This is a genomic window from Arthrobacter sp. E1SS-5, from assembly GCF_057073715.1.
Map to the genome: position 1 here is coordinate 2,661,822 of NZ_CP172703.1, position 24,984 is coordinate 2,686,805.

A 24,984-nucleotide genomic window follows, 5' to 3' on the forward strand; every position below is an offset into this window, starting at 1 on the left:
GCCTTCGGCAGGTGGTGGCAAGCCTGCTGATAGTGTTTGCGATGATCATCACACCGGCCCGCGAAGGCGGAGCCACGCACGGAACAGGCCCCTAGAACCAGTGACTGACAAGACGGACCCGTCCTCGGCGGCAGCCGCAAATCCCGGGGATCCCAAGGGCCCTGTCCCCGCTCCGGTACCTCCCCTCGGTATGGCGGCAACAGCCCGCCGCAGGGGTACTGCCGCAGCAGCCCTTGGACAGGTGGTCCGCCGCCTTCGGCAGCCCCTGCCCGGGGCGCAGCCCCGGCTCCGGTTCGAGATGCCGCCGGAATACACCGGGCAGGCCCCGGACACGGAGCACGGCGGCGATGAGGAGCCCCAGTTCGGCCACCCGGGTCCGCGCATGTCACCGCAGCATCCGCTGTACATGGGCTTCATGGGTACTGTCGGCGTGGGCCTGGCGCTGTTGGTCTACTGGATCGGCTCCCACACTACGCAGCTGCTGCTGTGGATCGTGGCGGCACTGTTTATCGCCCTGGGCCTGGAGCCCGTGGTGGGCTGGCTGGAGAGCCGCAAAATTCCCCGGCCGGCGGGAATCCTGGTCTCGGTGGCGGTCCTGATGGGCGCCGTCGTCGGATTCTTCGCCACGCTCATTCCCACCATCGTGGAACAGGTCTCCGAGATCGTGCGGCAGGCACCGGACTGGATGCACAACTTCATGGACTCGGATTTCTTCCGCAGCCTTGACGACCAGTTCGGCGTGCGCGACCGCATCACCGAGGAGGTCAACAAGTTCGTCAACGACCCCGCCGCGATGGGCGGCATTTTCGGCGGCGTGCTGGGCTTCGGATCCACCGTGGCCAATGGCCTCTTCGGCGCCCTCATTGTCCTGGTACTGAGCCTGTACTTCCTGGCAGCGCTGCCGGCCATGAAGAAGTGGGGCTACCGCCTGGCACCACGCTCGCGGCGAAAGCGCGTGGCCGCCCTCTCGGAGGAAATCACCCGTTCAGTGGGAAACTACGTGATCGGCCAGGCCTGCGTGGCGCTGCTCAACGCCACCTTTGCCTTCGTGGTGATGTCCATCGTGGGCGTCCCCTTCGCGCTGCTCCTGGCGTTCGTAGTGGTCCTGCTTGCCTTTATCCCCCTGGTGGGCGGCATGATCGCAGGCATCGTGGTAACCCTCGTGTCCCTGACCGAAGGCTGGCAGGTGGCCGCCATCTACGCCATCTGCTACTTCGCCTACCTGCAGTTCGAGGCGTACTTCATCTCACCGCGCATCATGCAGAAGGCGGTTGCCGTGCCCGGTGCCGTGGCGGTGATCTCGGTCATCGCCGGAGGCAGCCTCCTGGGCGTCCTGGGGGCCCTGATCGCGATCCCTACCGCCGCCGCCGTACTGCTGCTGGTCCGGGAGATCTACATTGTCCGGCAGGACCAGCACTAAGGGTCCGGCAAACCCAGCACTGACCCCGCTGTCCGGCGGCGGCCTGTAGCGCCGCCCAGCCGGGCGTGCGTGCTAGGCCCCGGCAGTCGCCGTCGGGCCGTCCCAGTCGTGCGGCAACTCCGCGCCTTGCCCGGGACTGACCTGCACCACAATGTCGTTCAGGACCCGGGCAGCGTACTTCTCCCCCACCCACAGGTGCTTGGCCCCGGCCACGCCCACCACCCGGGCCTGCGGCACCATACTGAACCGGGCGGTGGCCTCCGCAGGCTGCAGGAAGTCATCGTGCTCCGGCACCAGGACGGTGAGGGGCTTGCCGGACTCCGCCCACAGCTGCAGGTGCTTGTCCGTGGCGCGGTGCAGTGGTGGCGACAGCAGTACCGCGCCTTCGATCTGGCCGGCTACCGGCTCCACGGCACCGTACATCAGGGCCAGTTCCGTGCCGAAGGACCATCCCACGAGCCAGCGGTTGGGCAGGCCCCGTTCGACGGCGAAACGGACGGCCGCCTCAACGTCATGGCGTTCTCCGATTCCTTCCTCGAAGCCCCCGCTGCTGGTGCCCCGGGGAGAAGCGGTACCCCGGGTGTTGAAGCGCAGTACCGCGATGCCGGCCAGCGCCGGCAGCCGGTAGGAGGCCTTGCGGAAGACGTGGGAGTCCATGAAGCCGCCGTGCGTGGGCAGCGGGTGGAGCGTGATCAGCGTGGCCTTCACCGGACCGGATTCGGGCAGGGCCAGCTCCCCCACCAGGGTGTGGCCGTCCTCCGTCTGCAGCTCGATGTTCTCGCGCCGGGCGGGCAGGACCGTGGAGGCACGGATGGGAACGGGGCCCTGGGCCTGGGTGAACTGGTACGACGCCGGATCAAAAGTCATGCCTGCCAGCTTAGCGACAGCGGGGGCATCCGGCGTTCCCCGCCGGTACCTTCGACGGGCACCCCGCTCAGCGGTAGCGGTAGCTGCGCGTCAGCCAGCAGTTGGTGTGCCAGTGCCGGCGCTCGGCCAGGCCGGCGGCGGCGCCGAAGAGGTGGTCGTCCTTCCAGACCACCAGGTGCGCAACCCCCGGCAGCACCGCTGTGGAGCACTCCGGGCAGATGTAGGTCTTCTCAGCGTTCCTGGCGGTCATGGTGCGCACCATCCACTCACCGTCAGGGGCGCTCTCCCTGCGGGCGATTCCGGCCCGCGCACGTTCCAGGTCCAGCTCGGGAACGTCGCCGTTGCTTTTCCGCCCTGCGCCTCTGCCGGAAACGGGACCCCGGCCGGAAGCGGGACGGCGGGGACGGTTGGAGCGCGGCATGTATCCATTCTGCCCCAGCCGCGCCACTGCCCCTGGATCGCGCCCCGCAAGGTGCGTCCCGCCGTCGGACACTGCCGGCCCCGGCCCACGCGATAGTCTGTACGGCGTGCGACTTGTGATAGCCCATTGCTCCGTTGATTACGTTGGCCGGCTCAAAGCCCATCTCCCCCTCGCCACCCGGCTCCTGCTGGTGAAGGCGGACGGCTCGGTGCTGGTCCATTCCGACGGCGGTTCCTACAAGCCGCTGAACTGGATGAGCCCTCCGGCCACGCTCCGGGTTTCGTCCCCGGACGAGGTGGACCTGGAGCTCGGCGTAATGGAGCAGTGGACCGTCCAGTCCGCCAAGACCGATGACCGGCTGATCATCAACATCCACGAAAAGATCAGCGAGTCCTCGCATGACCTGGGCGTGGACCCGGGGCTGATCAAGGACGGCGTGGAGGCTGACCTGCAGCGGCTGCTGGCCGAACAGATTGAAACCCTGGGCGAGGGCTACTCCCTCATCAGGCGCGAGTACTTCACGGCGATTGGTCCCGTGGACATCCTGGCCCGGGACGCCGACGGCGCCACGGTGGCCATTGAGCTTAAACGCCGGGGAGACATTGACGGCGTGGAGCAGCTCACGAGGTACCTCGAGTTGCTCAACCGCGATCCCTTGCTGGCACCTGTGCGCGGCATCTTTGCCGCCCAGCAGATCAAGCCGCAGGCAAAGGTGCTGGCCAACGACCGCGGAATCGACTGCGTAACGCTTGACTACGACGCGATGCGCGGAGTGGACGACAGCGAATCCCGGCTCTTCTAGCCGTTTCCATTGTTGCTTCAGGCACCTAAATGGCAGCATTCGAAGCAGGTCTCTTCGTCACCTGTTTTTTACCTAAATTTTCGCCTTTTTGCTGTTCGGGCCGTTGACCTGCGGGAACAGGCATGAAATTCTTATCTCAGTCTTTGTGTAGGTGTTTTTCATGCTCGCAAGACATGTTGCGAGCGCGAAGCTCCTGCAGCGTCGGGCCCCTTTCCGGGCGTGGCAATCCAGGATTCTTCTCGCGGAGTGACCAAGGGCGGCACGAGGTGTGCCGGTCTTAAAAAGTTCCACAATGAGGAGAAATAAATGGCACAGGGAACCGTCAAGTGGTTCAACGCTGAAAAGGGCTTCGGCTTCATCACCCCGGACGACTCCGATGGCGATGTCTTCGTTCACTACTCCGAAATCCAGACCGGCGGCTTCAAGACCCTCGACGAGAACCAGCGCGTTCAGTTCGAAATCGGCCAGGGTGCCAAGGGCCCCCAGGCCACCGGCGTAACTGTCGTCTAAGTAAACCGCCCGGCCGCTTCCGCGGCTGTCAGCGACAAATGGTCCCCGGCAATTCTGCCGGGGACCATTTTGTATTTCCGAGAATTTGGCAGCGTAAATGCCACATTACTGCCGGGCACTATCCAGCGGGGCATTTCCAGGATGGCTTAACGGCCTTTAGGTGACCAATTTACGGACCAGCCGGGCACCCTGTGCCAGGGACAGGCCGGGGAGGTAGGCCCGGGTCAGCGCGCGGCCGATGGCGGGCAGGTGCAGCGGGTCCTGGTAGTACAGGTAGAGCGCCCGGTACTCCGGCTTGAACCTCGATTTGAACGCCGCCAGGGAGCGGAACCCGTAGACCGGTTCAAGCGCGTGGCCTACCAGATCCAGGATCCTGACGAGGTTCTGCGCGCCCTCGTCGGTGGCGCCCGCTTCCGTGCTTCCGTCCGCCGTCCCCGTTTCCTCCGCGGCGGCTCCCGTCCCCGGCTGCCCGTCCGGTCGGCTGGCCAGCGGCGAGCCGGAAAGGGAGATCATGTCCACCGAGTCCCGCAACTCGAGGACAGCCGAGGCGATCAGGAATTCCATCACGCCCGGGAATCCCTCGCTGCCCCGGCGCATGACGTCCAGGGTCCGGCTCACCAGCCGCCCGCCGTCGTACACGGGCAGCCAACTGGTCACGCCGTGGACCGTGCCGTTGCCGTCCACCGCCAGGCAGCAGAGAACCTCCTCGTCATCGAGTTCGTCGACTCCCCCTAGCGTGAAGCCCATTTCCGGAACCGACTTGGTGGCCGCCCACTCCTCGGACACTTCGTTCAGCCGTGACCGCAGCGCCGGCGGCAATGAGTGGTACGAGCCCCAGACCGCGTGAACCCCGAGCTTCGCCGCGCGGTTCAGCGCTGTCCGGACGTTCTGCCACTCCTTGCCCTTGAACTCGAGCTCATCCAGCGCCAGGCGGGTCTCCTGGGCAACGGCAACGCGGGAAAAACCGCGCTCCCTGAGTACCGGCCACATGGTGTCGTCACAGGAATAGAGCGCAGGCACCAGGGCCTGGCTGCGGCAGTAATCCAGGAATCCCTCGGTCACCCGCTGCTCAGCCCCGCGGTCGCCGATCGCACCGCCCAGGGTCAGCGCCACGGTCCCGTGCTGCTGGAACGCCATACCACCTGCGCCGTCGGGGCTGAACCAGTAGGTGTTGGGCTCCCAGAGTGCCATCCATGACAGTGGGCCCCCGCCCTGGTGGAGCAGGTCCCGGGCGCGGTCCCGGTCCTGCCGCCCGAAGTTGAGGCCGTGGTGCCGGCCCACCAGCACCCACCACACGGCCACCAGGGCTACCAGCCAGAACACCGGACCGGAATAGGCGAACAACAGCGCCTCGGCACTGTCCTGCTCAGGAAAGACCCGGCGGAAATGCTGTGGAATGGGCACCGGAACATACTGCCGCGCCAGCTCGGCGAAAAGGCCCAGCAACCCGCCGTCGCGGGCCAGGCCCCCGGACAAAAACCAGGCCACGGTGTAGGAGCTGGCCAGGGCAAGCCAGGTTCCGCACACAACAGCACCGAGCACGCGGCGGGCGCCGGGACGGGTCTGCACGCGGAACTGCCGCCGGTTCAGCCACAGGACCACCGCCAGCAGCAACGGGACAACCACGAGCGGAAGCACGTGCGCGAAGGCCGAGGACAGCGGCGTGGCATGCGTCCCCTGCAGGCGGGACGGGACCAGGGCGAACAGGGCAAGGTAGACGGCGGCCAGCGCGGTAACAGCCAGCTGGATGGCCAGGGCGATGTTGAGCGCCAGCCGGCGGCCGCGCCGCATGCCGTCCGCGCAGATCAGCAGCAGGATCACCGGCACCACCGCCAGCGCCAAACCGAACGGACCGGCAAATCCCGCCCGACCGGTCTCCAGGCAGGACGCGTCAACCGTGGCGCCGCAGTTGAACACCAGTTGGCTGAGGGTGGGCATCGGGCTCAGCACGACGTCGCGCAGCAGGGCCAACGGGCCCGTGGGCGCCCGCGTGATGCCGGTCAGGATGGGTCCCACGGCAAACACCGCGACGGTGAGGGCCAGCAGGTTCCTGGTCTCGCGCCCGGTGGAGCGGTGGCGGTGGAGGCGGCCCTGGTCCCCCTGGATCCACCAGCCTGCCAGGAGGCCAAGAAGCGCGCCGATCAGGCCGATCACCGTCTCCGCATGTCCCACGTAAAGAACCAGGAGGAGCGAAATGGACAGCACCACGGTGCGGAGCCGGCGCTGCCACAGCAGGGTGATCCGGGCGCTGGCGGCCAGGCCGGCGGTCAGCACAGGGGCGTAGGGGCCAATCAGGTTGTCATCGGCCATGGTGTCCAGCCAGCCGTCCCCCACATATCCTGCCAGCTGGGTCACCAGGAGGAACACGGTGACCGCCGCGAACTGGCCGCCGAAGAACAGTCCGACGGCGGCCCGCCGGCCCAGCCTGCGCTCGGCAAGTCCCAGCAGGAGGACCATCATCAGCGACGCCGCGATGTAAGCCAGCGGGTTGGTGGCGAAGAAGAGGCTGGTGAACAGCGACCACCACTGCCCGCCGCGCAGGCCGGGGCCACTGACGGAGGCGAGCCCCAGGAGCTGCTCCGGCGGCCCGTCCAGGAAGCTTCCGGTCAGGGCGGCGGTGGCGAGGAAGGCAATAACCACCCCGAGAGTGAACGGCATGGACCTCAGCGTGCTCAGCGCCTGCTGCACCGCGGGGCGTCCGACGGCGGCCCACATCAGGGCGGCCGTGCGGTTGGGGTTCCTGGCGGTCACCACTGCATCCCCCACTGGCTGCCGAGGAACTGCAGGGCGTCGGCAAAGCGCTTGGATGAGGTGTCCCAGGAGTGGCCGGTATGTTCCACTACGTGCGCCTGCACCGTGAAGCCGGCGCCCTCCGCTGCCGCGGCCAGCGTCTGGAGATTTGCCACGAACTCCGGATCGTTCTGGCCTGCCGTGAGGTACATCCCGTGGGACTCGAACCGTTGGTGTTTCATAATCTCCAGTGGAGTCTGCCGCGTGAAATCATCGGGGTTTCCGGGGAAGGCTGCGTCGATGGTCTTCTGCCGTTCCTTGGCGATTGCCGGCTCCGCTTCGCTGGAGAAGGCCAGCACGTCGGCGTAGATGTCAGGGTGCCTGGTTCCCATTTGCACCGCGCAGGTGCCGCCGAAGGAGAAGCCGCCAATGGCCCAGTGGCTGTGGTTGGTGTCCACCGCCAGGGTGGATCCGATCCACTGTGGCACGTCCTGTGAAAGGTAGGTATCCGCTTTGGCGATGCGGCTGTCCATGCACATGGTGTTGGCGGACTGTGAGCCGTTGGGATCCGGGATGACCACCACGGGTGACACCCCGCCGTGGGCGGCGGCAAAGGAATCCATATGGCCGCGGATGGCGCCGCCGGTGAGCCAGTCGGCGGGACCGCCGGGCTGCCCGGCCACCAGGACCAGCACGGGCAGGGCGGGCCGGTTGGTGGCAAAGTAGGCCGGCGGAAGGTAGATGTAGGCATCGCGGGTGTTCATCCCTGACATCGTTCCGGGAATCGCGGCCTTGCGCAGTTCACCTCCGGCCGGCAGCTCAGCCTGCGGCTTCCAGCCCTGCAGCGGCAGGCCGTCGGCTTCCCCGGGGTGGCGCATGAGGTCCTGCTCCGGCGCGGGAATGCGGGCCAGTGCCGTGCCCAGCAGGTCGCTGACGGTCCTGTTCAGGCCAAAGTAGGCGTTGATCTGGATCGCAGACAGCAGCATCACCAGCAGCGCGGCGAGGAGCCCTCCTCCGCGGCCGCCCCAGCTGGTCCGGGGCAGCCGGAGCAGGCACAGGAGCAGTGCCGCCACACCCGGCACCAGCCACAGCAGGACGGGGTCGGGCAGGTCCTCAGGAAAGATGGTGAAGATGTTGATGAGCGCCCAGTGCACGGTACCAACCAGGGCAAATGCGGCTGCAGCGGCGATGAGGATGCGGACAGCCCATGCCCGGACGCGGTGGACCGGAACCACGGCGGCGCGCCAGGGTGGCACCAGGAGATAGGCGGCGCCGCCCATTCCCAATACCAGCACGGTTCCATAGAGCGGACCGTCGGTGAGCCGGATGTCTAAAAGCCAGTCCACGTTGGCTAGCGCCAGGTCCCCACACCAATGACGGGACCTGCTTCCAGCCAGGATGACAGTCCCGTGTAGGCGTCGAATTTCATGGCCAGGTGCAGGTCCTGCCCCTCGTAGCGGAGTTCGACGATCACCACGTCCGGCTGGACCTTCACCGCCTCCGCTTCGGTAGGCTTCCGGCGGCCCAGCAGCTCCAGCGAGCTGCGTTTGAATGTGTACTTGGGGCGGACGCTCAAGGAGATGAGCCTGAACCATTCAAGGTCATTGTCCTGATAACGACAAACCCCCATCTGCCAGCTGTTTCCAGCTACGCAAATGGAGGCGTCCACCGTGCCGAGGGCACGCCGCAGGTTGAAGCGGCGCACCCCCGAAAGGCACAGTGCAAAAATCAGCAATCCGAACGCGATTGCCAGTGCGATGAACGAAATACCCGGTGCGTCCATCAAGGTCTTGCTAGCGGATCCCAGCGGTAGCCGAGCCGCCCAACTGGGCATTGTCAGCAACGATCACCACGCGGTTGTTGTCGACGGAGAAGAACCCGCCGTCGACGTCCACCGCAATACGGTCCCCGGAAACCGGCTGGATCGCCAGTTCACCCTCGGCCAGGATCGCCAGCAGGGGCGAGTGGCCGGGCAGGATTCCGATTTCACCATCGCTGGTGCGGGCCTTGACCATCTTGGCCGCTCCGGACCACACAAAGTGGTCCGCTGCGACAATCTCAACCTCAAGCTCAGCCATATTACTTGGTCTGTTCCTGGATCTTGGCCCACTGGCGCTCGACATCATCGAGGCCGCCGACGTTGAAGAACGCCTGCTCCGCGATGTGGTCCAGTTCGCCGTCGCAGATCGCCGCGAAGCCTTCAACGGTGTCCTTGATGGAAACCGTGGAGCCTTCAACACCGGTGAACTGCTTGGCGGTGTAGGTGTTCTGCGAGAGGAACTGCTGGATGCGGCGTGCACGCGACACGACGATCTTGTCCTCTTCGGAGAGTTCATCGACACCGAGGATGGCGATGATGTCCTGGAGTTCCTTGTTCTTCTGCAGGATCTGCTTCACCCGGACGGCCGTGTTGTAGTGGTCCTTGCCGATGTACTGGGGATCCAGGATGCGGGAAGTGGACGTCAGCGGGTCAACGGCCGGGTAGAGGCCACGGGAGGCGATTTCACGGGAAAGTTCCGTGGTGGCATCCAGGTGCGCGAAGGTGGTGGCCGGGGCGGGGTCGGTGTAGTCATCTGCGGGAACGTAGATGGCCTGCATCGAGGTGATGGAGTGCCCCTTGGTGGAGGTGATGCGCTCCTGCAGGAGGCCCATCTCGTCCGCCAGGTTGGGCTGGTAACCCACGGCCGAAGGCATACGGCCGAGGAGGGTGGAGACCTCGGAACCTGCCTGGGTGAACCGGAAGATGTTGTCGATGAAGAGCAGCACGTCCTGGTTCTGCACATCGCGGAAGTACTCCGCCATGGTCAGCGCGGACAGGGCCACGCGGAGGCGCGTTCCCGGCGGCTCGTCCATCTGGCCGAAGACAAGGGCGGTGTCCTTGAGGACGCCTGCCTCTTCCATTTCAACCCAGAGGTCGTTGCCCTCACGGGTACGCTCCCCAACACCGGCGAACACGGAGGTACCACCGAAGTTGCGGGCAACACGGGTGATCATTTCCTGGATCAGAACGGTCTTGCCCACGCCGGCGCCGCCGAAGAGGCCGATCTTTCCACCCTTGATGTACGGGGTGAGGAGGTCGATGACCTTGATGCCGGTCTCCAGCATCTCGGTGGAACCTTCGAGCGAAGCGAAGTTGGGGGCCTTGCGGTGGATGGGCCAGCGTTCGCTGACCTCCAGCTCCGACTCGGCAACGTCCAGGGGCTGGCCCAGCACGTTGAAGATGTGGCCCTTGACGCCGTCACCGACGGGAACGGAGATGGGCGCGCCGGTGTCCACCACGGAGGTGCCGCGGACAAGGCCGTCGGTTGCCTGCAGGGAGATGGCGCGGACGAGGTTGTCACCCAGGTGCTGGGAGGTCTCGAACGTGATGGTCTTGGTCTCACCGTTGAGAGTAATCTCGGTGGTGAGGGCGTTGTAGATCGACGGGATTGCGTCAGCCGGGAATTCGACGTCGACAACCGGGCCGATTACGCGCGCAATACGGCCGGTGGCACCGGCCGTTGCGGCTACGCGTTCGGTAGCAGTGGCAGTCATCTCTCTCACTTCACTCAGTAGATGGCGTGGGGTTAAGTTTATCTGTGGTGGTGCTGGTTCCGCGTAAACCGGGGCGTTGGAGGCTACGACGCAAGGGCGTCGGCACCGGCAACAATCTCGGAGAGTTCCTGCGTGATTTCGGCCTGGCGGGCCGTGTTGCGCAGACGCGTGTACTTCTTGATCAGTTCCGTTGCGTTGTCGCCTGCCGACTTCATCGCCCGCTGGCGGGCAGCCAGCTCCGATGCTGCGGCCTGCAGCATCGCGGCAAACAGCCGCGATTCGATGTAGCGCGGCAGCAGTGCGTCAAGGACCCGCTCGGTTTCCGGCTCGAACTCGTACAGCGGCAGCAGCTCCGATTCGGAGGCGGCTTGCTCTTCCACTACCTCCAGCGGCAGGAGGCGGATAACCGTGGGCTCCTGAGTAACCATCGACTTGAAGCGCGTGTACACAACATGGATCTCGTCCACGCCGCCCTCAGCGAAGTCCGTGGCAAAATCGTTGAGCAGTGCCGCGCCGATTTCACGGGCGGTGCTGAACTCGGGGGCGTCGGTTCCTCCGGTCCAGACCCGCGCATACTCGCGGTTCCGGAAATCGAAGTAGGCCTGGGCCTTGCGGCCCACGAGGTAGGTCTTGACTTCCTTGCCTTCGGCGTGGAGCAGCTCGTTGAGACCTTCCGCCTGCTTGAGGACACCGGCAGAGTAGGACCCAGCCAGGCCGCGGTCCGAGGTAATTACCAGGACGGCGGCACGGCGGATCTGCTCCGGCTCAGTGGTCAGCGGGTGGTCGATTTCGCTTTGGCTGGCGACAGCAGAAACGGCGCGCGTGATCGCGTTCGCGTAAGGCAGTGAAGCTGCTACGCGCGCACGGGCCTTCCCGATGCGCGACGTAGCGATCAGTTCCATCGCCTTGAAGATCTTGCGCATCGACGTGGTCGAGCTGATCTTCTGGCGGTAGACCCGGATCTGGGCTCCCATACTTATCCTTTCCTAACATTCCGTAGCCGGTGTGCCGGGCCCTGGGGCCCGGCACACCGGCGGTGCGGAACTAGCGCTTCTGCTTGACGATCTTTTCCTGGTCGACTTCGCCCTCGGAGATAGCGTCATGCTCCTCGTGGCCGGCGCCTACCAGGTGGTTGTCACCCTCGCCGAAGAAGCCCTTCTTGAAGTCCACGATGGAGGACTTCAGAGCGGCAACGGTGTCGTCGTCCAGCACATTGGTCTGGGCCAGCGTGGTCAGGATCGAGGACTTGTGGCGCAGGTGCTCCAGGAACTCGGCTTCGAAGCGGCTGATGTCCTCGACGGGAACGTCATCCAGGTAGCCGTTGGTGCCGGCCCAGATGGAGACGACCTGGTCCTCGACCGGGAACGGCGAGTACTGGCCCTGCTTGAGCAGTTCCATCAGGCGGGCACCACGGGTCAGCTGCTGGCGGGACGCAGCATCCAGGTCGGACGCGAACATCGCGAACGCCTGCATGTCGCGGTACTGTGCCAGGTCCAGCTTCAAGGTACCGGAGACCTTCTTCATGGACTTCACCTGGGCGGCACCGCCAACGCGCGACACGGACACACCCACGTCAACAGCGGGACGCTGGTTGGCGTTGAAGAGGTCGGACTGCAGGAAGATCTGGCCGTCGGTGATGGAGATGACGTTGGTCGGGATGTAGGCGGACACGTCGTTCGCCTTGGTCTCGATCAGCGGCAGGCCCGTCATGGAGCCGGCACCGAGCTCGTCGGAGAGCTTGGCACAACGCTCCAGCAGGCGGGAGTGCAGGTAGAAGACGTCGCCCGGGTAGGCTTCGCGTCCCGGCGGGCGGCGCAGCAGCAGCGACACGGCGCGGTAGGCTTCGGCCTGCTTGGACAGGTCATCGAACACGATCAGGACGTGCTTGCCGCCGTACATCCAGTGCTGGCCGATGGCCGAGCCGGCGTACGGTGCCAGGTACTTGAAGCCTGCGGGGTCGGACGCGGGAGAAGCCACGATGGTGGTGTACTCCAGCGCGCCGTTGTCCTCAAGAGTCTGGCGGATGGCGGCAATGGTGGACGCCTTCTGGCCGATGGCGACGTAGATGCAGCGGACCTGCTTGTTGACATCGCCCGAGGCCCAGTTGGCCTTCTGGTTGATGATGGTGTCGATCGCGATGGCGGACTTGCCCGTCTGGCGGTCGCCAATGATCAGCTGGCGCTGGCCGCGGCCGATCGGGATCATCGCGTCGATGGCCTTGAGGCCGGTCTGCATCGGCTCGTGGACCGACTTGCGCTGGGTCACGCCGGGGGCCTGAAGCTCCAGTGCGCGGGTGGTCTCGGCCTTGATCTCGCCGAGGTCGTCGATGGGCACGCCCAGCGGGTCGACAACGCGGCCAAGGAAGGCATCGCCAACGGGAACGGACAGAACCTGTCCGGTCCGGTGGACTTCCTGGCCTTCTTCGATGCCGGTGAAGTCGCCGAGGACGATGACGCCGATTTCGCGGACGTCGAGGTTCTGGGCCAGGCCCAGGGTGCCGTCCTCAAAGCGCAGCAGCTCGTTCGCCATGACCGAGGGAAGGCCCTCAACACGGGCGATGCCGTCACTAGCGGTGGTTACGCGGCCGACCTCTACGCGCTCTGCGTTCCCGGGTTCGTAGGACGCCGCGAACTCGTTCAGCGCATTACGGACGTCGTCGGCGTTGATGGTCAATTCGGCCATCTGCAGTCCCTGCTCTCCTGTTTGTGATCACCGCAAACGGTGACCGGGGTTTCTATCAGTTGTGTTGTGCTTGTCCGGCTAGCCGGCCAGCTGGCGTTGCAGTTCGCCCAGCCGGGTGAGGACCGAAGCGTCGAGCACCTCGTCACCTACCTGGACACGGATGCCGCCAATGAGCGCCGGGTCAACGTTGATGTTGACCTTCAGTTCCCGCCCGTACAGATTGTTCAGGCCTGCCTGGAGGCGTGCCAGCTGCGACTGCGACAAAGGACGGGTCACACTGACCGTTGCAATCCAGCGCTGCTGCCGCTTGGCCGCCAGTTCGGCAAACCGTTCCACAAGCCGGGTGGGCTTGATCCCGCGGGGCTGGCTGACTGCCTGCGTGATGAGGACTTTGGCTTCCTCACTGACGCCGGGCACCAGCTTCCCGGCAAGGGCGCACTTGGCCGCTGCGCTTGCCTGCGGTTCGGACAGAGCACGTTGTACCTCGTGGCTGGAGGCAACAGCCTGGTTGAAGGAAAACAGATCGTTTTCCAGTTCTTCCAGGCCAGTGATTCCGGAGGCAGAAACGGCCGACTTGTTTTCAGCAACGGAAATGACCACCGTTGCGGCAAGAGTCTCGAGTGCATCGCCGATGTCACGCGCCGATGCCCAGCGTGAGCTGGCCAGTCCGCCCGCGATCTCAGCAGCATCAGCGGAGACTTTTCCGCCAACCAGCTGCCTGACCAGCGCCGACTTTTCATCGCCGCTGCGGGAGGGGTCAGTCAGGGCCCGGCGCAAGCCAGCCGAGCTGTCCACCATTCCCAGAATTCCGAAGAGTTCCTTTGCCAGCTGCAGCGACGCCGTAGGAAGCTTTGCTTCCAACGCGGCCAGGGCTGTTGCCAGCGATTCGCTCGATACGCCTGCCATTACTTAGCTGCACCTGCGTTCTGGGACTCCAGATCTGCCAGGAAGCGGTCCACTACCCGTGCTGCCCGTGCGTCGTCGTCGAGGGACTCGCCCACGATGCGGCCGGCAAGGGTGGTGGCCAGGGTGCCTACCTCAGAGCGCAGGGACACAACTGCCGCCTGGCGCTCGGATTCGATCTGCGCGTGGGCCTGTGCGGTGATGCGGGCAGACTCTGCTGCCGCCTTCTCCTTGAGATCCGCGAGGATCTGGGCACCTTCGGCGCGGGCTTCCTCACGGATGCGGTTGGCTTCGGTGCGGGCGTCGGTCAGCTGCTGCTTGTACTCTTCGAGTGCAGCAGACGCCTCAGCCTGGGCCTTTTCAGCCTTGGCGATGCCGCCTTCAATGGCCTCGGCACGCTCGGCGAAGGTCTTCTCGAACATCGGGACAACGTACTTGACCACGATGAAGAAGAGGATGGCAAAGCCCACGAAGACAACCAGCATTTCCCAGGCATTGGGAACAAGGGGGTTGACGTCGCCTTCAGCGGCGGCTGAGATGATCAGCTGATGCATATTTCACCCGTCCTTATCTACTCGGTTCTGAATGTTCGCTGACGTTCTGAAGGTTTACTTGAGAACGAAAGCGAAGACCAGGCCCAGGATGGCGAGTGCTTCGGTCAGCGCCAGGCCAAGGAATGCGATCGGCTGCAGGACGCGCTGGGCTTCCGGCTGGCGTGCAACGCCGTTGATGTAGGCAGCGAACACGAGACCCACACCGATACCACCGCCGATAGCCGAGAGGCCATAGCCGATGAGGTTGAGGGAGCCGTTGATGGAGCCTTCCATTTTTTTTCCTTTCAAGATGCCGCTTTGTGCGGCAGGTTGTTTGGGTTGCTTCATCCCCGCGAGGGGAAGACTGTGGTGTGCCGGCGGAGCATGGCTCCCCCGGCGGGGTGCCTAGTGGCTGTCGGCGTGCAGCGCGCCTTCGATGTAGATCGCGGTCAGCAGCGTGAAGACGTAGGCCTGCAGGACCATGATCAGGGCTTCGAGCATGTACATGGCGATGGCACCTGCCAGGACCAGGACCGAGGTGCCCTTCAGCAGGACGTTCTCCTGCATGATGAGGTACTCGATGCCGGAGCCGGCGATCATCACGATCAGGTGGCCGGCGAGCATGGTGGCGAACAGACGGAGGCTGTGCGTTACGGGCCGGACCACGAAGTTCGAGATGATCTCAATGGGGATGACGATCGGCAGGATGTACCACGGAACACCCGAGGGGACGGTGGCCAGCTTGAAGTAGCGCAGGCCGTTCTTCTTGATGCCGATGGCGATCCAGGTGACGTAGACCAGTCCGGCCAGCACGTACGCTCCACCCACGTGCGAGAAAGTGGGGAGCTGGAACACCGGGATGGCGCCGTAGATGTTGTTGACCAGGATGAAGAAGAACAGGCTGAAGAGCAGCGGGACGTACTTGATGAAGTCCCTGCCGCCGATGATGTCCTTGGCGATGCCGTTGCGGACGAAGCCGTAGGCGGCCTCGCCGGCGAACTGGAGCTTGCCGGGTACCAGCTGCTGCTTGCGTGCGGCCAGCACGAAGAAGACGGCGATAAAGACGACAGAGAGGAGGACCAGCAGCATCTGCTTGGAGAATCCTTCTGCGGCACCCCACGGCAGGATTGCCGGCAAATGCATTTCGTTAATACCAGGAGGAGTGAACTCTCCTGAATCTTGGGCCGGGAGCGCAAGCGCGATCAACGCGTTTCCTCTCTGCAGTGTCCATCATTGGGCGTTGGGCGGGGTCCGGCAGCCTGACAGCCTGCTGTTCCCCCTGTGAAATTATTTGGCATTATCTTCTCCGTCCTGGGACGGTGCGCTGGGAGCATGGCGCTCATCAGCATTTTTACGGGAACTGGTGAGGCCGTGCATGTGGGAAAGGTAGAAACCTCCGACGGCTCCGAGCAGAGCGCCTGCGAGCACAATCCAGCGCGTTCCCCACAGATAATCCAGTCCCCACCCTATCAAACTCCAGACGATGATTCCGCCAATGATGTAGCTGAATACAGCCATTCCAGCGTTGTAGCCGCCATCGGTGGAAGCGTCGGAAGCAGCGGGCGCGGAGGCTTTGGATCCCCGTTTGCCGTGGGCGGCGCCTGCGGACTTCTTCGGGTCACGCATCAGTTGCTCCCCTGTCTTCTGGATCGTTGTAGATCTGGAGGCGGGCCCGGCTGAAGCCATGGATCTCTGCAACCTGCCAAAGGACGACGGCAACCACCGCGCCAATGATGAACCACCGGCCGTGGAGCCATTCCGGAGCACCGATGGCGAACAGGACCACGGCAAAGCCCACCACCTTGATGAAGTAGGTGGCGACAAACATGCCAATCGCCCCCGACGGGTTGCTGCGTCCCACGAAGTGCCCCACCAACAGGCTGATGCCAAAGAAAAGCATCACCAGCAGGCCACCGAGGACGCTCGATACGGCGCCGGTGAACCCGTTTAGGAGTGCGGCCGGGATGGCACACAACACAAGTCCCGCCGCTGCGGCGATGGAACTGCGCTTGAGCAGGTTCAGCCACAGTGAGGGCGTGGGACCGGAAGCGCCAACAGGACCATTGCCGGAGGCAGGTCCGGATTCGGCGTTGGAGGTCATTCGATCCCAATCGTCGGCACCACGTGGCAAATGGCCAGGAGGCAGGGGGTGGAGTGGCAGCTTGGGCTGCCCCTAAATTCTACACGAGATAGAAATAATTCAGAACCGGCGTTACGCCGTCGTCTCCCCGTTGCCGCGCGACAGGTAGGGCCACGCCGTGACCAGTCCCATGACCAACGTGGCAAAGATATCGACCGCTAGCACGATTTGCCAGGGGAAGATTGCGAACGCGAGGCCGCCGAAGGACAGCACTGCCGTCCACAGGTACATCAGGATCACGGCGGTGCGGTGGGAGTAGCCGATGTCCAGGAGCTTATGGTGCAGGTGGCCGCGGTCCGCAGACCACGGCGAACGTCCACGGGCCGTCCTGCGCACTACGGCAAGCCCCAGGTCCAGCAGTGGAAGGAACAGGACGGCGAACGGAAGCAGGATGGGGATCACCGTTGAGATGCCGTTGGCGCGGTCGTAGAGGCCCGAGGAGATCTGCCCCGTGGAGACGACGCCGGCCGAGGCCATGAGCAGTCCGATCAACATGGCGCCGGAATCGCCCATGAAGATCTTTGACGGAAACCAGTTGTGCGGCAGGAACCCCAGGCAGCCGCCCACCAGCACGGCCGTGATGAGGGTTGCCAGGTCCGAGTAGTCCAGCAGTACCGCGTTCCGGTGCACCCAGTAGGCGGTGAAGAAGAATGCCGTGCCGCCGATAATGGCCACCCCGGCGGCGAGGCCGTCCAGTCCGTCGATGAAGTTGAAGGCATTCATGGTGGTCACGATCAGTCCCGCTGTCAGCACCACCCGGAGCGTTTCGTTTTGCAGGTAGATGGGCTCCGGAATCCAGGGAACGATGGTCATCCGGACACCCCAGAGGGCCACGGTCAGGCCGGCCGCGCTTTGGCCGATCAGCTTGACCCACCACCGGATGTCCAGCAGGTCATCCGCCACGCCCACCAGGACGATCACGGCGGCGCCGGCCAGGACGCCCCAGGGTGAGAAATTGTTCCGGTAAATGTCCTTGACGAAGAACGACTGGCTGGCCACAACCAGCGCCACCATGATGCCCAGGAAGATCGCGACGCCGCCCAACCTGGAGACGGGGATGGAGTGCATGTCCCGGCTGCGGATTGGCAGGTGCAGCTCGAGCCTGTGGCCGACCACCCGGGCGCCCCATGTGGCGGCGTAGGACACGATGGCAGCCGTCAGCCCCATAAGCAGGTACATGATCATGCGGCAGGCACCGTCCGGGGAGTAATGCTGTCGAAGCCGTTCAGCTGCGCCGGCAGCCGGTCCATGGTGGAAGGGCTCACTGGCCGGGAATCTGTTCTTCGATAAATGAAACTTCTCCGTCGCCGAGCGCGCAGCAGGCAGTGCGCCAGACTTACGCGCAGCGCCTTACAGGGCTGTATTACAGTGGACTCTAGTCAAAGATACTAGTGCCATCGGCACCATGGCTCCGCGCCACACGGGCGCACAACAGGTGGGGAACTCCCTGGCGGCCATGCGGAAAGGACCCCCATGACCCCCCGCATTGCGGTTGCCGCCGTGACGTTTGACCGGCCCAAGGAACTGTCGGTCCTGCTGGATTCGATCAACGCGCAGAGCCGGCAGGTGGACACCATTTGCCTTGTGGACAGCGGCACAACCCCTGCCGCGGAGGTTGCGGCGGCGCACCCGAACGTTGAGTATGTACGCTCCGAGGCCAACCTGGGCGGCGCCGGGGGGTTTGCGCTGGCAGCGCTAAAGGCGGTCGCCAGCGGCGCCCGCTGGGTTTGGATGATGGACGACGACGCCGAGCCGGCCGATCCGGAATGCCTCGCCACGCTGCTTCGTGAGGCCGAGGCCCGCGACCTGGAAGCCGTGGTCCCCTTGGTGACAGCACCGGGCCATCCCGACCGGCTGTCCTTTTTCTTCCGCCTTGACGGCAAGGTCACCCACGACCGCGCGGAGGTTGAAAAGCTCGGCTTCCTGCCCAACGACGGGCACTTTTTCAACGGCGCGCTGATCCGGTCGGACGTGTTCTTCAAAGTGGGCCTGCCGGATATGCGGCTGTTCATCCGCGGCGACGAGGTGGATTTCACCATTCGGCTCCGCAAGGCGGGGATCCGTTTCGGCACGGTGACCACCACCGCCATTACGCACCCGCATGCCTTTTCGGAAACCCAGCATGTCTACGGCGCCCGCTGGCATGTGATCGTTCCGGACTCCGCCTTCAAGCGGTTCTACTACTACCGGAACCGCGGTTACCTGATCCGCCGGTACTTCCGGGTGCGCTCGTTCGTGGCCGACGTGGGCGGCTACCTGGGCTACTTCCTGCAGCGCCGTGACCTGCGGGGCTTGTTGGGCTGGGCGCGTTCGTTCACCACCGGCCTGCGCGGCAAGGGCTTTGCCCCGCTGGAGGACCAGAAGTTCTAGGCCGGGCCCCGGTCTTTGATCCGCCGGGCAACCAGGAGCCACAGCAGGACCCAGGGTTCCCCCAACACGCGGTAGGCAACACGGCGTGGATGCAGGAGCAAACGCCAGGCCCACTCCAGCCCCATCCGGCCCAGCCAGCGCGGAGCGAGTTTCTGGACTCCCGCCAACTGTTCGATGGCCCCGCCCACGGCGCAGTAGACAGCGGGGGGCATGTCGCCCAGCCGCCGCTGCAGCACTTCCTCCTGGAGCGGCATGCCCAGGCCGAGCAGGACAAGCTGCGGCTGTTCGCGGTGCAGCCAAGCCACGGCGGCGTCCTCAAGGGCAGCACCCCAGCCCTCCCCCGGGAAGCCGGCGACATGGGCGCTCGGAACGATGTCCTTCAGCCTGCTCACAGCGCCTGCATTGGCATCGGCGCCGGCGCCGATCACGGCAATCCGTTCAAGGCCGCGCACCTGGTGAAGTGCAGGCAGCCAGTCGGTTGAACCAAGCCGGTAATCCATCACCGGGCCCTCGGCGTTGCCGGTCCTCCCCCAGAGCCACAGCACCGGGGCGCCGTCCAGGAGCACGATGTCGCTTTCCTCGTACAGCCGGCGGAAGCCGTCGTCGGACAAGGTGAGCGTGACGCTGTGCAGGTTATGGCCCAGGACTGTCCGGGTGGACCCGTCCTCGATGAACCGGTTGAGTTCCTCGACCAACTCGGGAACGCGCAGGGGTGTCGCGTGGACGTCCAGGACGGGAATCTGCTGCCGGTCCAGCGCCATCAAGGCTGCTGGTTCCCGGCCGGCGCGGTGGGCTCTGCGTCGGCAGCCGGGACAGCGGTGGAGCCAGAGGCGGCAGGTGCGTGACCGGCGTCGTCCACCGCCTCCCCCGCGCCCGCCTGCTCCGGCGCGGGTTCCTCTTCGGCCATGGCGATCTCACCCAGGCCCAGGATTCCCGGGACGTGTTCGCGCAGCCGGTCCAGGCTCACGGCGCCGTTGCGGACCACGCGCAGGACGGGTCCCGTGGCGTCCACGATGGTTGAGGGCACGCCGGCTTCGCCTTCCAGCGGGCGCTGGCCGCCTTCCAGGTACACCTCCACCGAGTCGGCGAGCTGTTCCCGCGCGCCCGCGGCCGTCCCGGCAGGGGCCTGGCCGGTGCGGTTGGCGGAGGAAACCGCAAGCGGACCGGTCAGGGTCAGCAGTTCCAGGGCAACTTCGTCGGCGGGCATCCGCAGCGCAACGGTTCCCTTGGTTTCGCCAAGGTCCCAGTCCAGCGACGGCTGCGCGTGCAGGATGAGGGTCAGGCCGCCGGGCCAGAATGCCTCGGCCAGCTTGCGGGCGTCCGCCGAAACCTCGGTGGCCAGGCCGTCCAGTGCGTTGATGCGCGGGATCAGGACGGGCGGCGGCATGGTGCGGCTGCGTCCCTTCGATACCAGCAGCATGGTGACGGCCTGCGGCGAGAATGCGTCCGCGCCGATGCCGTAAACCGTGTCCGTGGGGAGCACGACGCACTTCTTTTCGCTGATGGCACGCTGGGCGTGTTCCAGGCCCCGGGCCCGCTCGTCGTCACTGGTGCAGTCATAAGTTGTGGTCACTGGCCCATTCTTTCATTTCCGTGTGGACTGGTCCGCGAGCACGGCACTGGTGGCGCGCTCCTTGCCGTTCAGGTCCAGGTGCGTGGTGATGGCTGTCCAAGTTCCGCTCCTGCCAAGCATGGCGGCAATCCAGCCGGCCTGGACTTCGGCGTGTTCCATCACGAAGTAGCCCCCGGGCCGCAGCAGCCGGGCAGCGGAGGCGGCCGCCGCCGTCGGAAGTTCCATGCCGTCCGCTCCCCCGCCGTACAAGGCCTCGGGAGGATCGTGCAGGGCTACCTCGGGTTCATTCGGGATGGCCTCGGCGGGGATGTACGGCGGGTTGGAAATGACGACGTCGACGGTTCCGTTGAGTTCCGCGAAAGCGTCGCGCAGGTCCCCCAGGATGAGGTTGACCCCCAACGGCGCCAGGTTTTTCGACGCCCAGGCGTGCGCGAAGGGGCTGTACTCGACGGCGTGGACCTCTGCGCCGGGTATTTCGTGGGCCATGGAGCCCGCGATGGCGCCGGACCCGGTCCCCAGGTCTACGATGCGTGGCTGCGGCATTCCCTTGACATGGTCAATGGCCAGTTGCACCACGGTTTCTGTCTCTGGCCGCGGAATGAACACGCCGGGTCCCACGGCCAGCTCCAGGTAGCGGAAATGCGCCACCCCGGTGATGTGCTGCAGCGGGATGCGGCGGGCACGGTCGGCCACGAGTTCGGTATAACCCTCCGGCTCGGGAGTGTCACCCAGCATCAAAGAGCGAAGGCGCCCCAGCCCGACGTTGAGCAGGTGGTCCGCCAGCAGCTCTGCATCGGCCCGGGGGCTGGGGACGCCGGCTTCCGCCAGGAGCGCCGCCGCCTCCCGGACAGCCGCTGCCAGGGTCCGGGACGGCGCCGCGGAGGTGGGCTCGGTCATGGGCATGGATCCGGTCAGTCGCCGATGGCGTCCAGGCGGGCCTGCTCGTCCATCTCGATGGCGGACTGGATGACCGGTTCCAGGTCGCCGTTCATGACCTGGTCCAGGTTGTACGCCTTGTAGCCGGTGCGGTGGTCCGCGATCCGGTTTTCGGGGTAGTTGTAGGTACGGATGCGCTCCGAGCGGTCCATGGTGCGGATCTGCGACTTGCGCTGGGCCGAGTTTTCGGCGTCGATCTGCTCCTGTTGGTGCGCCAGGATGCGTGCCCGCAGGACGCGCATGCCGGCTTCGCGGTTCTGCAGCTGCGACTTCTCGTTCTGCATGGCCACCACGATGCCGGTGGGAAGGTGCGTGATGCGGACGGCGGAGTCCGTCGTGTTCACGGACTGCCCGCCCGGACCCGAGGACCGGTACACGTCGATCTTGAGGTCGTTCTGGTTGATCTCGAGTTCTTCGGGCTCGTCCACTTCGGGCAGGACCAGCACGCCTGCGGCGGACGTGTGGATGCGCCCCTGCGATTCGGTCACGGGCACGCGCTGGACGCGGTGCACGCCGCCTTCGAACTTGAGCCGGGCGTAAACACCTTCGGCGGGGTCGTTGGAGTTGCCCTTGACGGCCACCTGGACGTCCTTGTACCCGCCAAGGTCGGATTCGGTGGCGGAGATGATTTCGGTCTTCCAGCCGCGGGACTCCGCGTAGCGGGTGTACATGCGCAGCAGGTCGCCGGCGAACAGGGCAGCTTCGTCGCCGCCTTCACCGCCCTTGACCTCAAGGATCACGTTGCGGGCATCGTCAGGGTCGCGCGGAATGAGGAGGCGGCGAAGCTTGGCCGCGGCGGTCTCGAGTGAGGCCTCCAGCTCGGGCACCTCGGCAGCGAACTCGGGATCCTCGGCAGCCATCTCCTTGGCAGCGGCAAGGTCATCCCGAAGGCCCTCCCACTTGTGGTAGGCCTCAACAATGCCATTAAGCTGAGCCGACCGCCGCCCAAGCTTCCGGGCCAGCCGCTGGTCAGCATAAACAGCAGGATCCCCGAGCTGCGCCTGAATGGAGTCATGCTCATCAAGCAGGCCCTGTACGGACTCAAACATCTATAAACCTCTTTCGACTTGTACAAGTCTAATGACAAACAAAAACGGGAAAGCGGCTGGTGACTTAACGAGGAAGCCGCACGGATTTTTCCGCCCCGGGAGTGGCATCGGGCCTGCCGAAGCTGGGAGGCTGACGATCGAAGATCGAAAGCCTCCCAGCGTAGGGGCGGGGGCGGAAAAATCCGTGCGGCGTCAGCACCGGGGCAGCAGATCAGCCGCTCCCCGATGCGTTACTTGTCGTTATCCGACTTCGCACCAAGCGTCGTCTTCTGCACCTGCATGAGGAACTCGACGTTGCTCTGGGTTTCCCGGATCTTGTTGGTGAGCAGTTCAAGGCTCTGCTGGGTTTCGAGTCCGGAGAGGACGCGGCGCAGCTTCCACATGATCTTGACTTCTTCGGGCGAGAGCAGGTTTTCCTCGCGGCGGGTGCCGGACGCGTTGACGTCCACGGCGGGGAAGATGCGCTTGTCGGCCAGCTGGCGGGACAGGCGGAGCTCCATGTTGCCGGTGCCCTTGAACTCTTCGAAGATGACCTCGTCCATCTTGGAACCGGTCTCGACGAGGGCGGTGGCCAGGATGGTGAGCGAGCCGCCGTTCTCGATGTTGCGGGCGGCGCCGAAGAAGCGCTTGGGCGGGTAGAGGGCTGCGGAATCGACGCCACCGGACAGGATGCGGCCGGAGGCCGGGGCTGCCAGGTTGTAGGCACGGCCCAGGCGGGTCATGGAGTCGAGGAGGACCACCACGTCCATGCCCATCTCCACGAGGCGCTTGGCGCGTTCGATGGAAAGTTCGGCCACGGTGGTGTGGTCGTCGGCGGGACGGTCGAAGGTGGAGGCAATGACCTCGCCCTTGACGGTGCGCTGCATGTCCGTGACTTCTTCGGGGCGTTCGTCAACCAGCACCATCATGAGGTGGACCTCAGGGTTGTTGGTGGTGATTGCGTTGGCAATGGACTGCAGGATGAGCGTCTTGCCGGCCTTGGGCGGGGAGACGATCAGGCCGCGCTGGCCCTTGCCGATCGGGGCCACAAGGTCGATGACGCGGGGACCGATTTTTTTGGGGTCGGTCTCCAGGCGCAGGCGCTCGGACGGGTACAGCGGAACGAGCTTGGCGAACTCGACGCGATCCTTCAGCTCTTCGGGCGTCTTGCCGTTGACGGAGGTGACGCGGACCAGGGCGTTAAACTTCTGGCGGTTGGACTGCTGGTTGCGGTCCTCGCCTTCCCGGGGTGCACGGATGGCGCCGACTACGGCGTCGCCCTTGCGCAGGTTGTACTTCTTGACCTGGGCGAGGGAGACGTAAACGTCGTTGGGGCCGGGCAGGTAGCCGGAGGTGCGGATGAATGCGTAGTTCTCCAGGACGTCCAGGATGCCGGCAACCGGCAGCAGGACGTCGTCTTCGGTGACCTCGACGTCGTCCACGTCCGGGCCCTGGTTGCGGCCGCGGCGGCGGTCGTTGCGGTCGCGGAAGCGGTCGTTGCGCGAGTTGTCCCGGTCCTGGCCGCCGGAGCGGTCGTTCCGGTCGCGGCGGTTGCGGCGGTTGCGGCGGCTTCCGCCGTCTGAATCGTCGTTGTCGCGGTTGTCCCGGCCGCCTTCGCGCTGGCCTGCCTCGCGGCTGCCCTGGTTGTCGCGGCCGCCGTCGGAGTCGCGGTCGCGGCCGCGGGTACGGCCGCCTTCGCGGCGTTCGGTGCGCTGGCCGGCGTCGCCTGCTTCAGTTGCGGGGGCTTCGGTGCGCTGCTCGCCGGAACGCTGTTCCGCGGACGGCTGCTCTGCCGGGGTCTCCACCGGGGCTTCCTGGACGGAGGCGGCAGCGGCTTCGCTGCGGCGGCGGTTGCGGGTGCGCGGCTGGCGGCGCTCAGCAGCACCTTCCGTTGCCTCGGGTGCTTCGGCAGGAGCGGCCGACGGCGCCTCGACAGTTGCGGCGGCGGGTGCGGCGGTCTCCACAACGGGAGCTTCGGCTGCCGGGGCAACCACGCCGTCGCTGACGGCGCGGCGGCTGCGGCCGCGTCCACGTGCACGGGTGCCTTCCGCTGCAGGAGCTTCTGCGGCAGGGGCCTCCGAAGCGGAAACAGGTGCGGTAGCAGCCGGAGCCACAGTGCTTTCCGGAGCCTTTTCCGCTGACTTCGCGGGGGCCTTGGCGGTGAGGGTCCCTGCGCGATGGGCGGAGATGGCCGAGACCAGGTCCCCCTTGCGCATGCGGGATCCGCCGGAGATACCGAGCTGGCTGGCAAGGGCCTGCAGCTGGGCGAGCTTCAGGCCGGCGAGGCCGCTGCTCTTGGCGGGTGCGGCCGTTGATTCGGCAGCAGAAGTTGTGTGTTCCACAGCTGGTGACAGCTCAGTGGTTTCGGTCACGAAGGATCCTTCCCCCTCGACGGCGTCCAGACTGGGAGCTGGACGCGATGATTTGATCTGGGCTGCAGTTCAGATCTGCAGCCGGTATTGTTCGGCCTTGCCGGTTGGATTTCGGCCAGCAGGGCCGGATACTGATTCACCTTGCGCTGCGCCCATGGCACAA

The 24,984-nt window shown here is 65.4% G+C and carries 25 protein-coding genes; 4 read left to right on the top strand and 21 right to left on the bottom strand.

The window, feature by feature from the left end; translation table 11 throughout:
* Positions 1–100 precede the first annotated feature (100 nt).
* Complete coding sequence (locus ACIGJD_RS12360) at positions 101–1,420, top strand: AI-2E family transporter (RefSeq protein WP_483686436.1); 1,320 nt, start codon at positions 101–103, stop codon at positions 1,418–1,420.
* Positions 1,421–1,492: 72 nt separating this feature from the next.
* Here ACIGJD_RS12360 and ACIGJD_RS12365 read toward each other — a convergent pair whose 3' ends face one another.
* Together ACIGJD_RS12365 and ACIGJD_RS12370 are read right to left on the bottom strand one after the other, a co-directional pair.
* The gene (locus ACIGJD_RS12365; protein ID WP_483686437.1) at positions 1,493–2,287 is read right to left on the bottom strand and encodes an alpha/beta hydrolase; all 795 of its coding nucleotides are present in this window, start codon (positions 2,285–2,287) and stop codon (positions 1,493–1,495) included.
* Between the two features lie 67 nt (positions 2,288–2,354).
* Positions 2,355–2,708, bottom strand: a complete 354-nt coding sequence (locus ACIGJD_RS12370) for an ATP/GTP-binding protein (protein ID WP_483686438.1) — start codon at positions 2,706–2,708, stop codon at positions 2,355–2,357.
* Positions 2,709–2,814: 106 nt separating this feature from the next.
* On the opposite strand from ACIGJD_RS12370, the gene nucS reads away from it, so the two are divergent.
* Both nucS and ACIGJD_RS12380 read left to right on the top strand, forming a co-directional pair.
* A complete protein-coding gene (nucS, locus tag ACIGJD_RS12375; protein WP_483686439.1) occupies positions 2,815–3,510 on the top strand; it encodes an endonuclease NucS in 696 nt (231 codons plus the stop codon).
* A gap of 306 nt (positions 3,511–3,816) precedes the next feature.
* Positions 3,817–4,020 carry a cold-shock protein gene (locus ACIGJD_RS12380; protein ID WP_003804766.1) on the top strand — a complete coding sequence of 68 codons (204 nt, stop codon included), beginning with the start codon at positions 3,817–3,819 and terminating at the stop codon, positions 4,018–4,020.
* Positions 4,021–4,176: 156 nt separating this feature from the next.
* Here ACIGJD_RS12380 and ACIGJD_RS12385 read toward each other — a convergent pair whose 3' ends face one another.
* The 14 genes from ACIGJD_RS12385 to ACIGJD_RS12450 form a co-directional block, all read right to left on the bottom strand.
* Positions 4,177–6,735, bottom strand: a complete 2,559-nt coding sequence (locus ACIGJD_RS12385; RefSeq protein WP_483689492.1) for a phosphatidylglycerol lysyltransferase domain-containing protein — start codon at positions 6,733–6,735, stop codon at positions 4,177–4,179.
* Between the two features lie 32 nt (positions 6,736–6,767).
* Positions 6,768–8,096 (bottom strand): alpha/beta hydrolase, encoded by a 1,329-nt coding sequence (locus ACIGJD_RS12390; RefSeq protein WP_483686440.1) that lies wholly within the window; start codon positions 8,094–8,096, stop codon positions 6,768–6,770.
* Between the two features lie 5 nt (positions 8,097–8,101).
* Positions 8,102–8,533 (bottom strand): DUF2550 domain-containing protein, encoded by a 432-nt coding sequence (locus ACIGJD_RS12395; protein ID WP_142133435.1) that lies wholly within the window; start codon positions 8,531–8,533, stop codon positions 8,102–8,104.
* Between the two features lie 10 nt (positions 8,534–8,543).
* Positions 8,544–8,828 carry a F0F1 ATP synthase subunit epsilon gene (locus ACIGJD_RS12400; protein ID WP_018760117.1) on the bottom strand — a complete coding sequence of 95 codons (285 nt, stop codon included), beginning with the start codon at positions 8,826–8,828 and terminating at the stop codon, positions 8,544–8,546.
* A 1-nt stretch (position 8,829) separates the two neighbouring features.
* Complete coding sequence (atpD, locus tag ACIGJD_RS12405; RefSeq protein ID WP_483686441.1) at positions 8,830–10,284, bottom strand: F0F1 ATP synthase subunit beta; 1,455 nt, start codon at positions 10,282–10,284, stop codon at positions 8,830–8,832.
* 83 nt (positions 10,285–10,367) lie between these two features.
* Entirely contained in the window at positions 10,368–11,258 is an 891-nt protein-coding gene (locus ACIGJD_RS12410; RefSeq protein WP_483686442.1) for a F0F1 ATP synthase subunit gamma, read from the bottom strand.
* A 70-nt stretch (positions 11,259–11,328) separates the two neighbouring features.
* Positions 11,329–12,966 (bottom strand): F0F1 ATP synthase subunit alpha, encoded by a 1,638-nt coding sequence (atpA, locus tag ACIGJD_RS12415; protein ID WP_142133432.1) that lies wholly within the window; start codon positions 12,964–12,966, stop codon positions 11,329–11,331.
* A 78-nt stretch (positions 12,967–13,044) separates the two neighbouring features.
* Complete coding sequence (locus ACIGJD_RS12420) at positions 13,045–13,872, bottom strand: F0F1 ATP synthase subunit delta (protein WP_483686443.1); 828 nt, start codon at positions 13,870–13,872, stop codon at positions 13,045–13,047.
* Complete coding sequence (locus ACIGJD_RS12425) at positions 13,872–14,423, bottom strand: F0F1 ATP synthase subunit B (RefSeq protein ID WP_142133430.1); 552 nt, start codon at positions 14,421–14,423, stop codon at positions 13,872–13,874. The genes ACIGJD_RS12420 and ACIGJD_RS12425 overlap by 1 nt, the downstream gene beginning before the upstream one ends.
* Positions 14,424–14,477: 54 nt before the next feature.
* The gene (gene atpE / locus ACIGJD_RS12430) at positions 14,478–14,696 is read right to left on the bottom strand and encodes an ATP synthase F0 subunit C (RefSeq protein ID WP_003804776.1); all 219 of its coding nucleotides are present in this window, start codon (positions 14,694–14,696) and stop codon (positions 14,478–14,480) included.
* Positions 14,697–14,807: 111 nt separating this feature from the next.
* On the bottom strand, positions 14,808–15,608 hold the full coding sequence (atpB, locus tag ACIGJD_RS12435; RefSeq protein WP_483686444.1) for a F0F1 ATP synthase subunit A: 801 nt from the start codon (positions 15,606–15,608) through the stop codon (positions 14,808–14,810).
* Between the two features lie 81 nt (positions 15,609–15,689).
* Positions 15,690–16,028 (bottom strand): AtpZ/AtpI family protein, encoded by a 339-nt coding sequence (locus ACIGJD_RS12440; RefSeq protein ID WP_483686445.1) that lies wholly within the window; start codon positions 16,026–16,028, stop codon positions 15,690–15,692.
* A complete protein-coding gene (locus ACIGJD_RS12445; RefSeq protein WP_483686446.1) occupies positions 16,021–16,503 on the bottom strand; it encodes a Cg1360 family ATP-synthase-associated protein in 483 nt (160 codons plus the stop codon). The genes ACIGJD_RS12440 and ACIGJD_RS12445 overlap by 8 nt, the downstream gene beginning before the upstream one ends.
* 111 nt (positions 16,504–16,614) lie before the next feature.
* Positions 16,615–17,727 (bottom strand): MraY family glycosyltransferase, encoded by a 1,113-nt coding sequence (locus tag ACIGJD_RS12450; protein WP_483686447.1) that lies wholly within the window; start codon positions 17,725–17,727, stop codon positions 16,615–16,617.
* Between the two features lie 288 nt (positions 17,728–18,015).
* On the opposite strand from ACIGJD_RS12450, the gene ACIGJD_RS12455 reads away from it, so the two are divergent.
* Positions 18,016–18,912 carry a glycosyltransferase gene (locus ACIGJD_RS12455; protein WP_483686448.1) on the top strand — a complete coding sequence of 299 codons (897 nt, stop codon included), beginning with the start codon at positions 18,016–18,018 and terminating at the stop codon, positions 18,910–18,912.
* On the opposite strand, the gene ACIGJD_RS12460 is transcribed toward ACIGJD_RS12455, so the two are convergent.
* The 5 genes from ACIGJD_RS12460 to rho form a co-directional block, all read right to left on the bottom strand.
* A complete protein-coding gene (locus ACIGJD_RS12460) occupies positions 18,909–19,673 on the bottom strand; it encodes a WecB/TagA/CpsF family glycosyltransferase (protein ID WP_483686449.1) in 765 nt (254 codons plus the stop codon). The two genes, ACIGJD_RS12455 and ACIGJD_RS12460, sit on opposite strands and share 4 nt — an antisense overlap.
* The gene (locus ACIGJD_RS12465; RefSeq protein ID WP_483686450.1) at positions 19,673–20,485 is read right to left on the bottom strand and encodes an L-threonylcarbamoyladenylate synthase; all 813 of its coding nucleotides are present in this window, start codon (positions 20,483–20,485) and stop codon (positions 19,673–19,675) included. The genes ACIGJD_RS12460 and ACIGJD_RS12465 overlap by 1 nt, the downstream gene beginning before the upstream one ends.
* A 12-nt stretch (positions 20,486–20,497) precedes the next feature.
* Positions 20,498–21,382 carry a peptide chain release factor N(5)-glutamine methyltransferase gene (gene prmC / locus ACIGJD_RS12470; RefSeq protein WP_483686451.1) on the bottom strand — a complete coding sequence of 295 codons (885 nt, stop codon included), beginning with the start codon at positions 21,380–21,382 and terminating at the stop codon, positions 20,498–20,500.
* Positions 21,383–21,396: 14 nt separating this feature from the next.
* The gene (gene prfA / locus ACIGJD_RS12475) at positions 21,397–22,470 is read right to left on the bottom strand and encodes a peptide chain release factor 1 (RefSeq protein ID WP_286397780.1); all 1,074 of its coding nucleotides are present in this window, start codon (positions 22,468–22,470) and stop codon (positions 21,397–21,399) included.
* A 230-nt stretch (positions 22,471–22,700) separates the two neighbouring features.
* Positions 22,701–24,821, bottom strand: a complete 2,121-nt coding sequence (gene rho / locus ACIGJD_RS12480) for a transcription termination factor Rho (RefSeq protein ID WP_483686452.1) — start codon at positions 24,819–24,821, stop codon at positions 22,701–22,703.
* Positions 24,822–24,984: the final 163 nt, after the last annotated feature.

What these genes read in the sequence shown, in the direction of transcription:
- ACIGJD_RS12440 (WP_483686445.1), bottom strand. Translation starts at nt 16,028, where the DNA reads ATGCGTGACCCGAAGAAGTCCGCAGGCGCCGCCCACGGCAAACGGGGA.
- atpD (WP_483686441.1), bottom strand. Translation starts at nt 10,284, where the DNA reads ATGACTGCCACTGCTACCGAACGCGTAGCCGCAACGGCCGGTGCCACC.
- prmC (WP_483686451.1), bottom strand. Translation starts at nt 21,382, where the DNA reads ATGACCGAGCCCACCTCCGCGGCGCCGTCCCGGACCCTGGCAGCGGCT.
- ACIGJD_RS12460 (WP_483686449.1), bottom strand. Translation starts at nt 19,673, where the DNA reads ATGGCGCTGGACCGGCAGCAGATTCCCGTCCTGGACGTCCACGCGACA.
- ACIGJD_RS12365 (WP_483686437.1), bottom strand. Translation starts at nt 2,287, where the DNA reads ATGACTTTTGATCCGGCGTCGTACCAGTTCACCCAGGCCCAGGGCCCC.
- ACIGJD_RS12425 (WP_142133430.1), bottom strand. Translation starts at nt 14,423, where the DNA reads ATGCATCAGCTGATCATCTCAGCCGCCGCTGAAGGCGACGTCAACCCC.
- atpA (WP_142133432.1), bottom strand. Translation starts at nt 12,966, where the DNA reads ATGGCCGAATTGACCATCAACGCCGACGACGTCCGTAATGCGCTGAAC.
- ACIGJD_RS12445 (WP_483686446.1), bottom strand. Translation starts at nt 16,503, where the DNA reads ATGACCTCCAACGCCGAATCCGGACCTGCCTCCGGCAATGGTCCTGTT.
- atpE (WP_003804776.1), bottom strand. Translation starts at nt 14,696, where the DNA reads ATGGAAGGCTCCATCAACGGCTCCCTCAACCTCATCGGCTATGGCCTC.
- ACIGJD_RS12400 (WP_018760117.1), bottom strand. Translation starts at nt 8,828, where the DNA reads ATGGCTGAGCTTGAGGTTGAGATTGTCGCAGCGGACCACTTTGTGTGG.
- prfA (WP_286397780.1), bottom strand. Translation starts at nt 22,470, where the DNA reads ATGTTTGAGTCCGTACAGGGCCTGCTTGATGAGCATGACTCCATTCAG.
- ACIGJD_RS12455 (WP_483686448.1), top strand. Translation starts at nt 18,016, where the DNA reads ATGACCCCCCGCATTGCGGTTGCCGCCGTGACGTTTGACCGGCCCAAG.
- ACIGJD_RS12370 (WP_483686438.1), bottom strand. Translation starts at nt 2,708, where the DNA reads ATGCCGCGCTCCAACCGTCCCCGCCGTCCCGCTTCCGGCCGGGGTCCC.
- ACIGJD_RS12385 (WP_483689492.1), bottom strand. Translation starts at nt 6,735, where the DNA reads ATGTGGGCCGCCGTCGGACGCCCCGCGGTGCAGCAGGCGCTGAGCACG.
- ACIGJD_RS12395 (WP_142133435.1), bottom strand. Translation starts at nt 8,533, where the DNA reads ATGGACGCACCGGGTATTTCGTTCATCGCACTGGCAATCGCGTTCGGA.
- ACIGJD_RS12380 (WP_003804766.1), top strand. Translation starts at nt 3,817, where the DNA reads ATGGCACAGGGAACCGTCAAGTGGTTCAACGCTGAAAAGGGCTTCGGC.
- ACIGJD_RS12450 (WP_483686447.1), bottom strand. Translation starts at nt 17,727, where the DNA reads ATGATCATGTACCTGCTTATGGGGCTGACGGCTGCCATCGTGTCCTAC.
- ACIGJD_RS12420 (WP_483686443.1), bottom strand. Translation starts at nt 13,872, where the DNA reads ATGGCAGGCGTATCGAGCGAATCGCTGGCAACAGCCCTGGCCGCGTTG.
- ACIGJD_RS12410 (WP_483686442.1), bottom strand. Translation starts at nt 11,258, where the DNA reads ATGGGAGCCCAGATCCGGGTCTACCGCCAGAAGATCAGCTCGACCACG.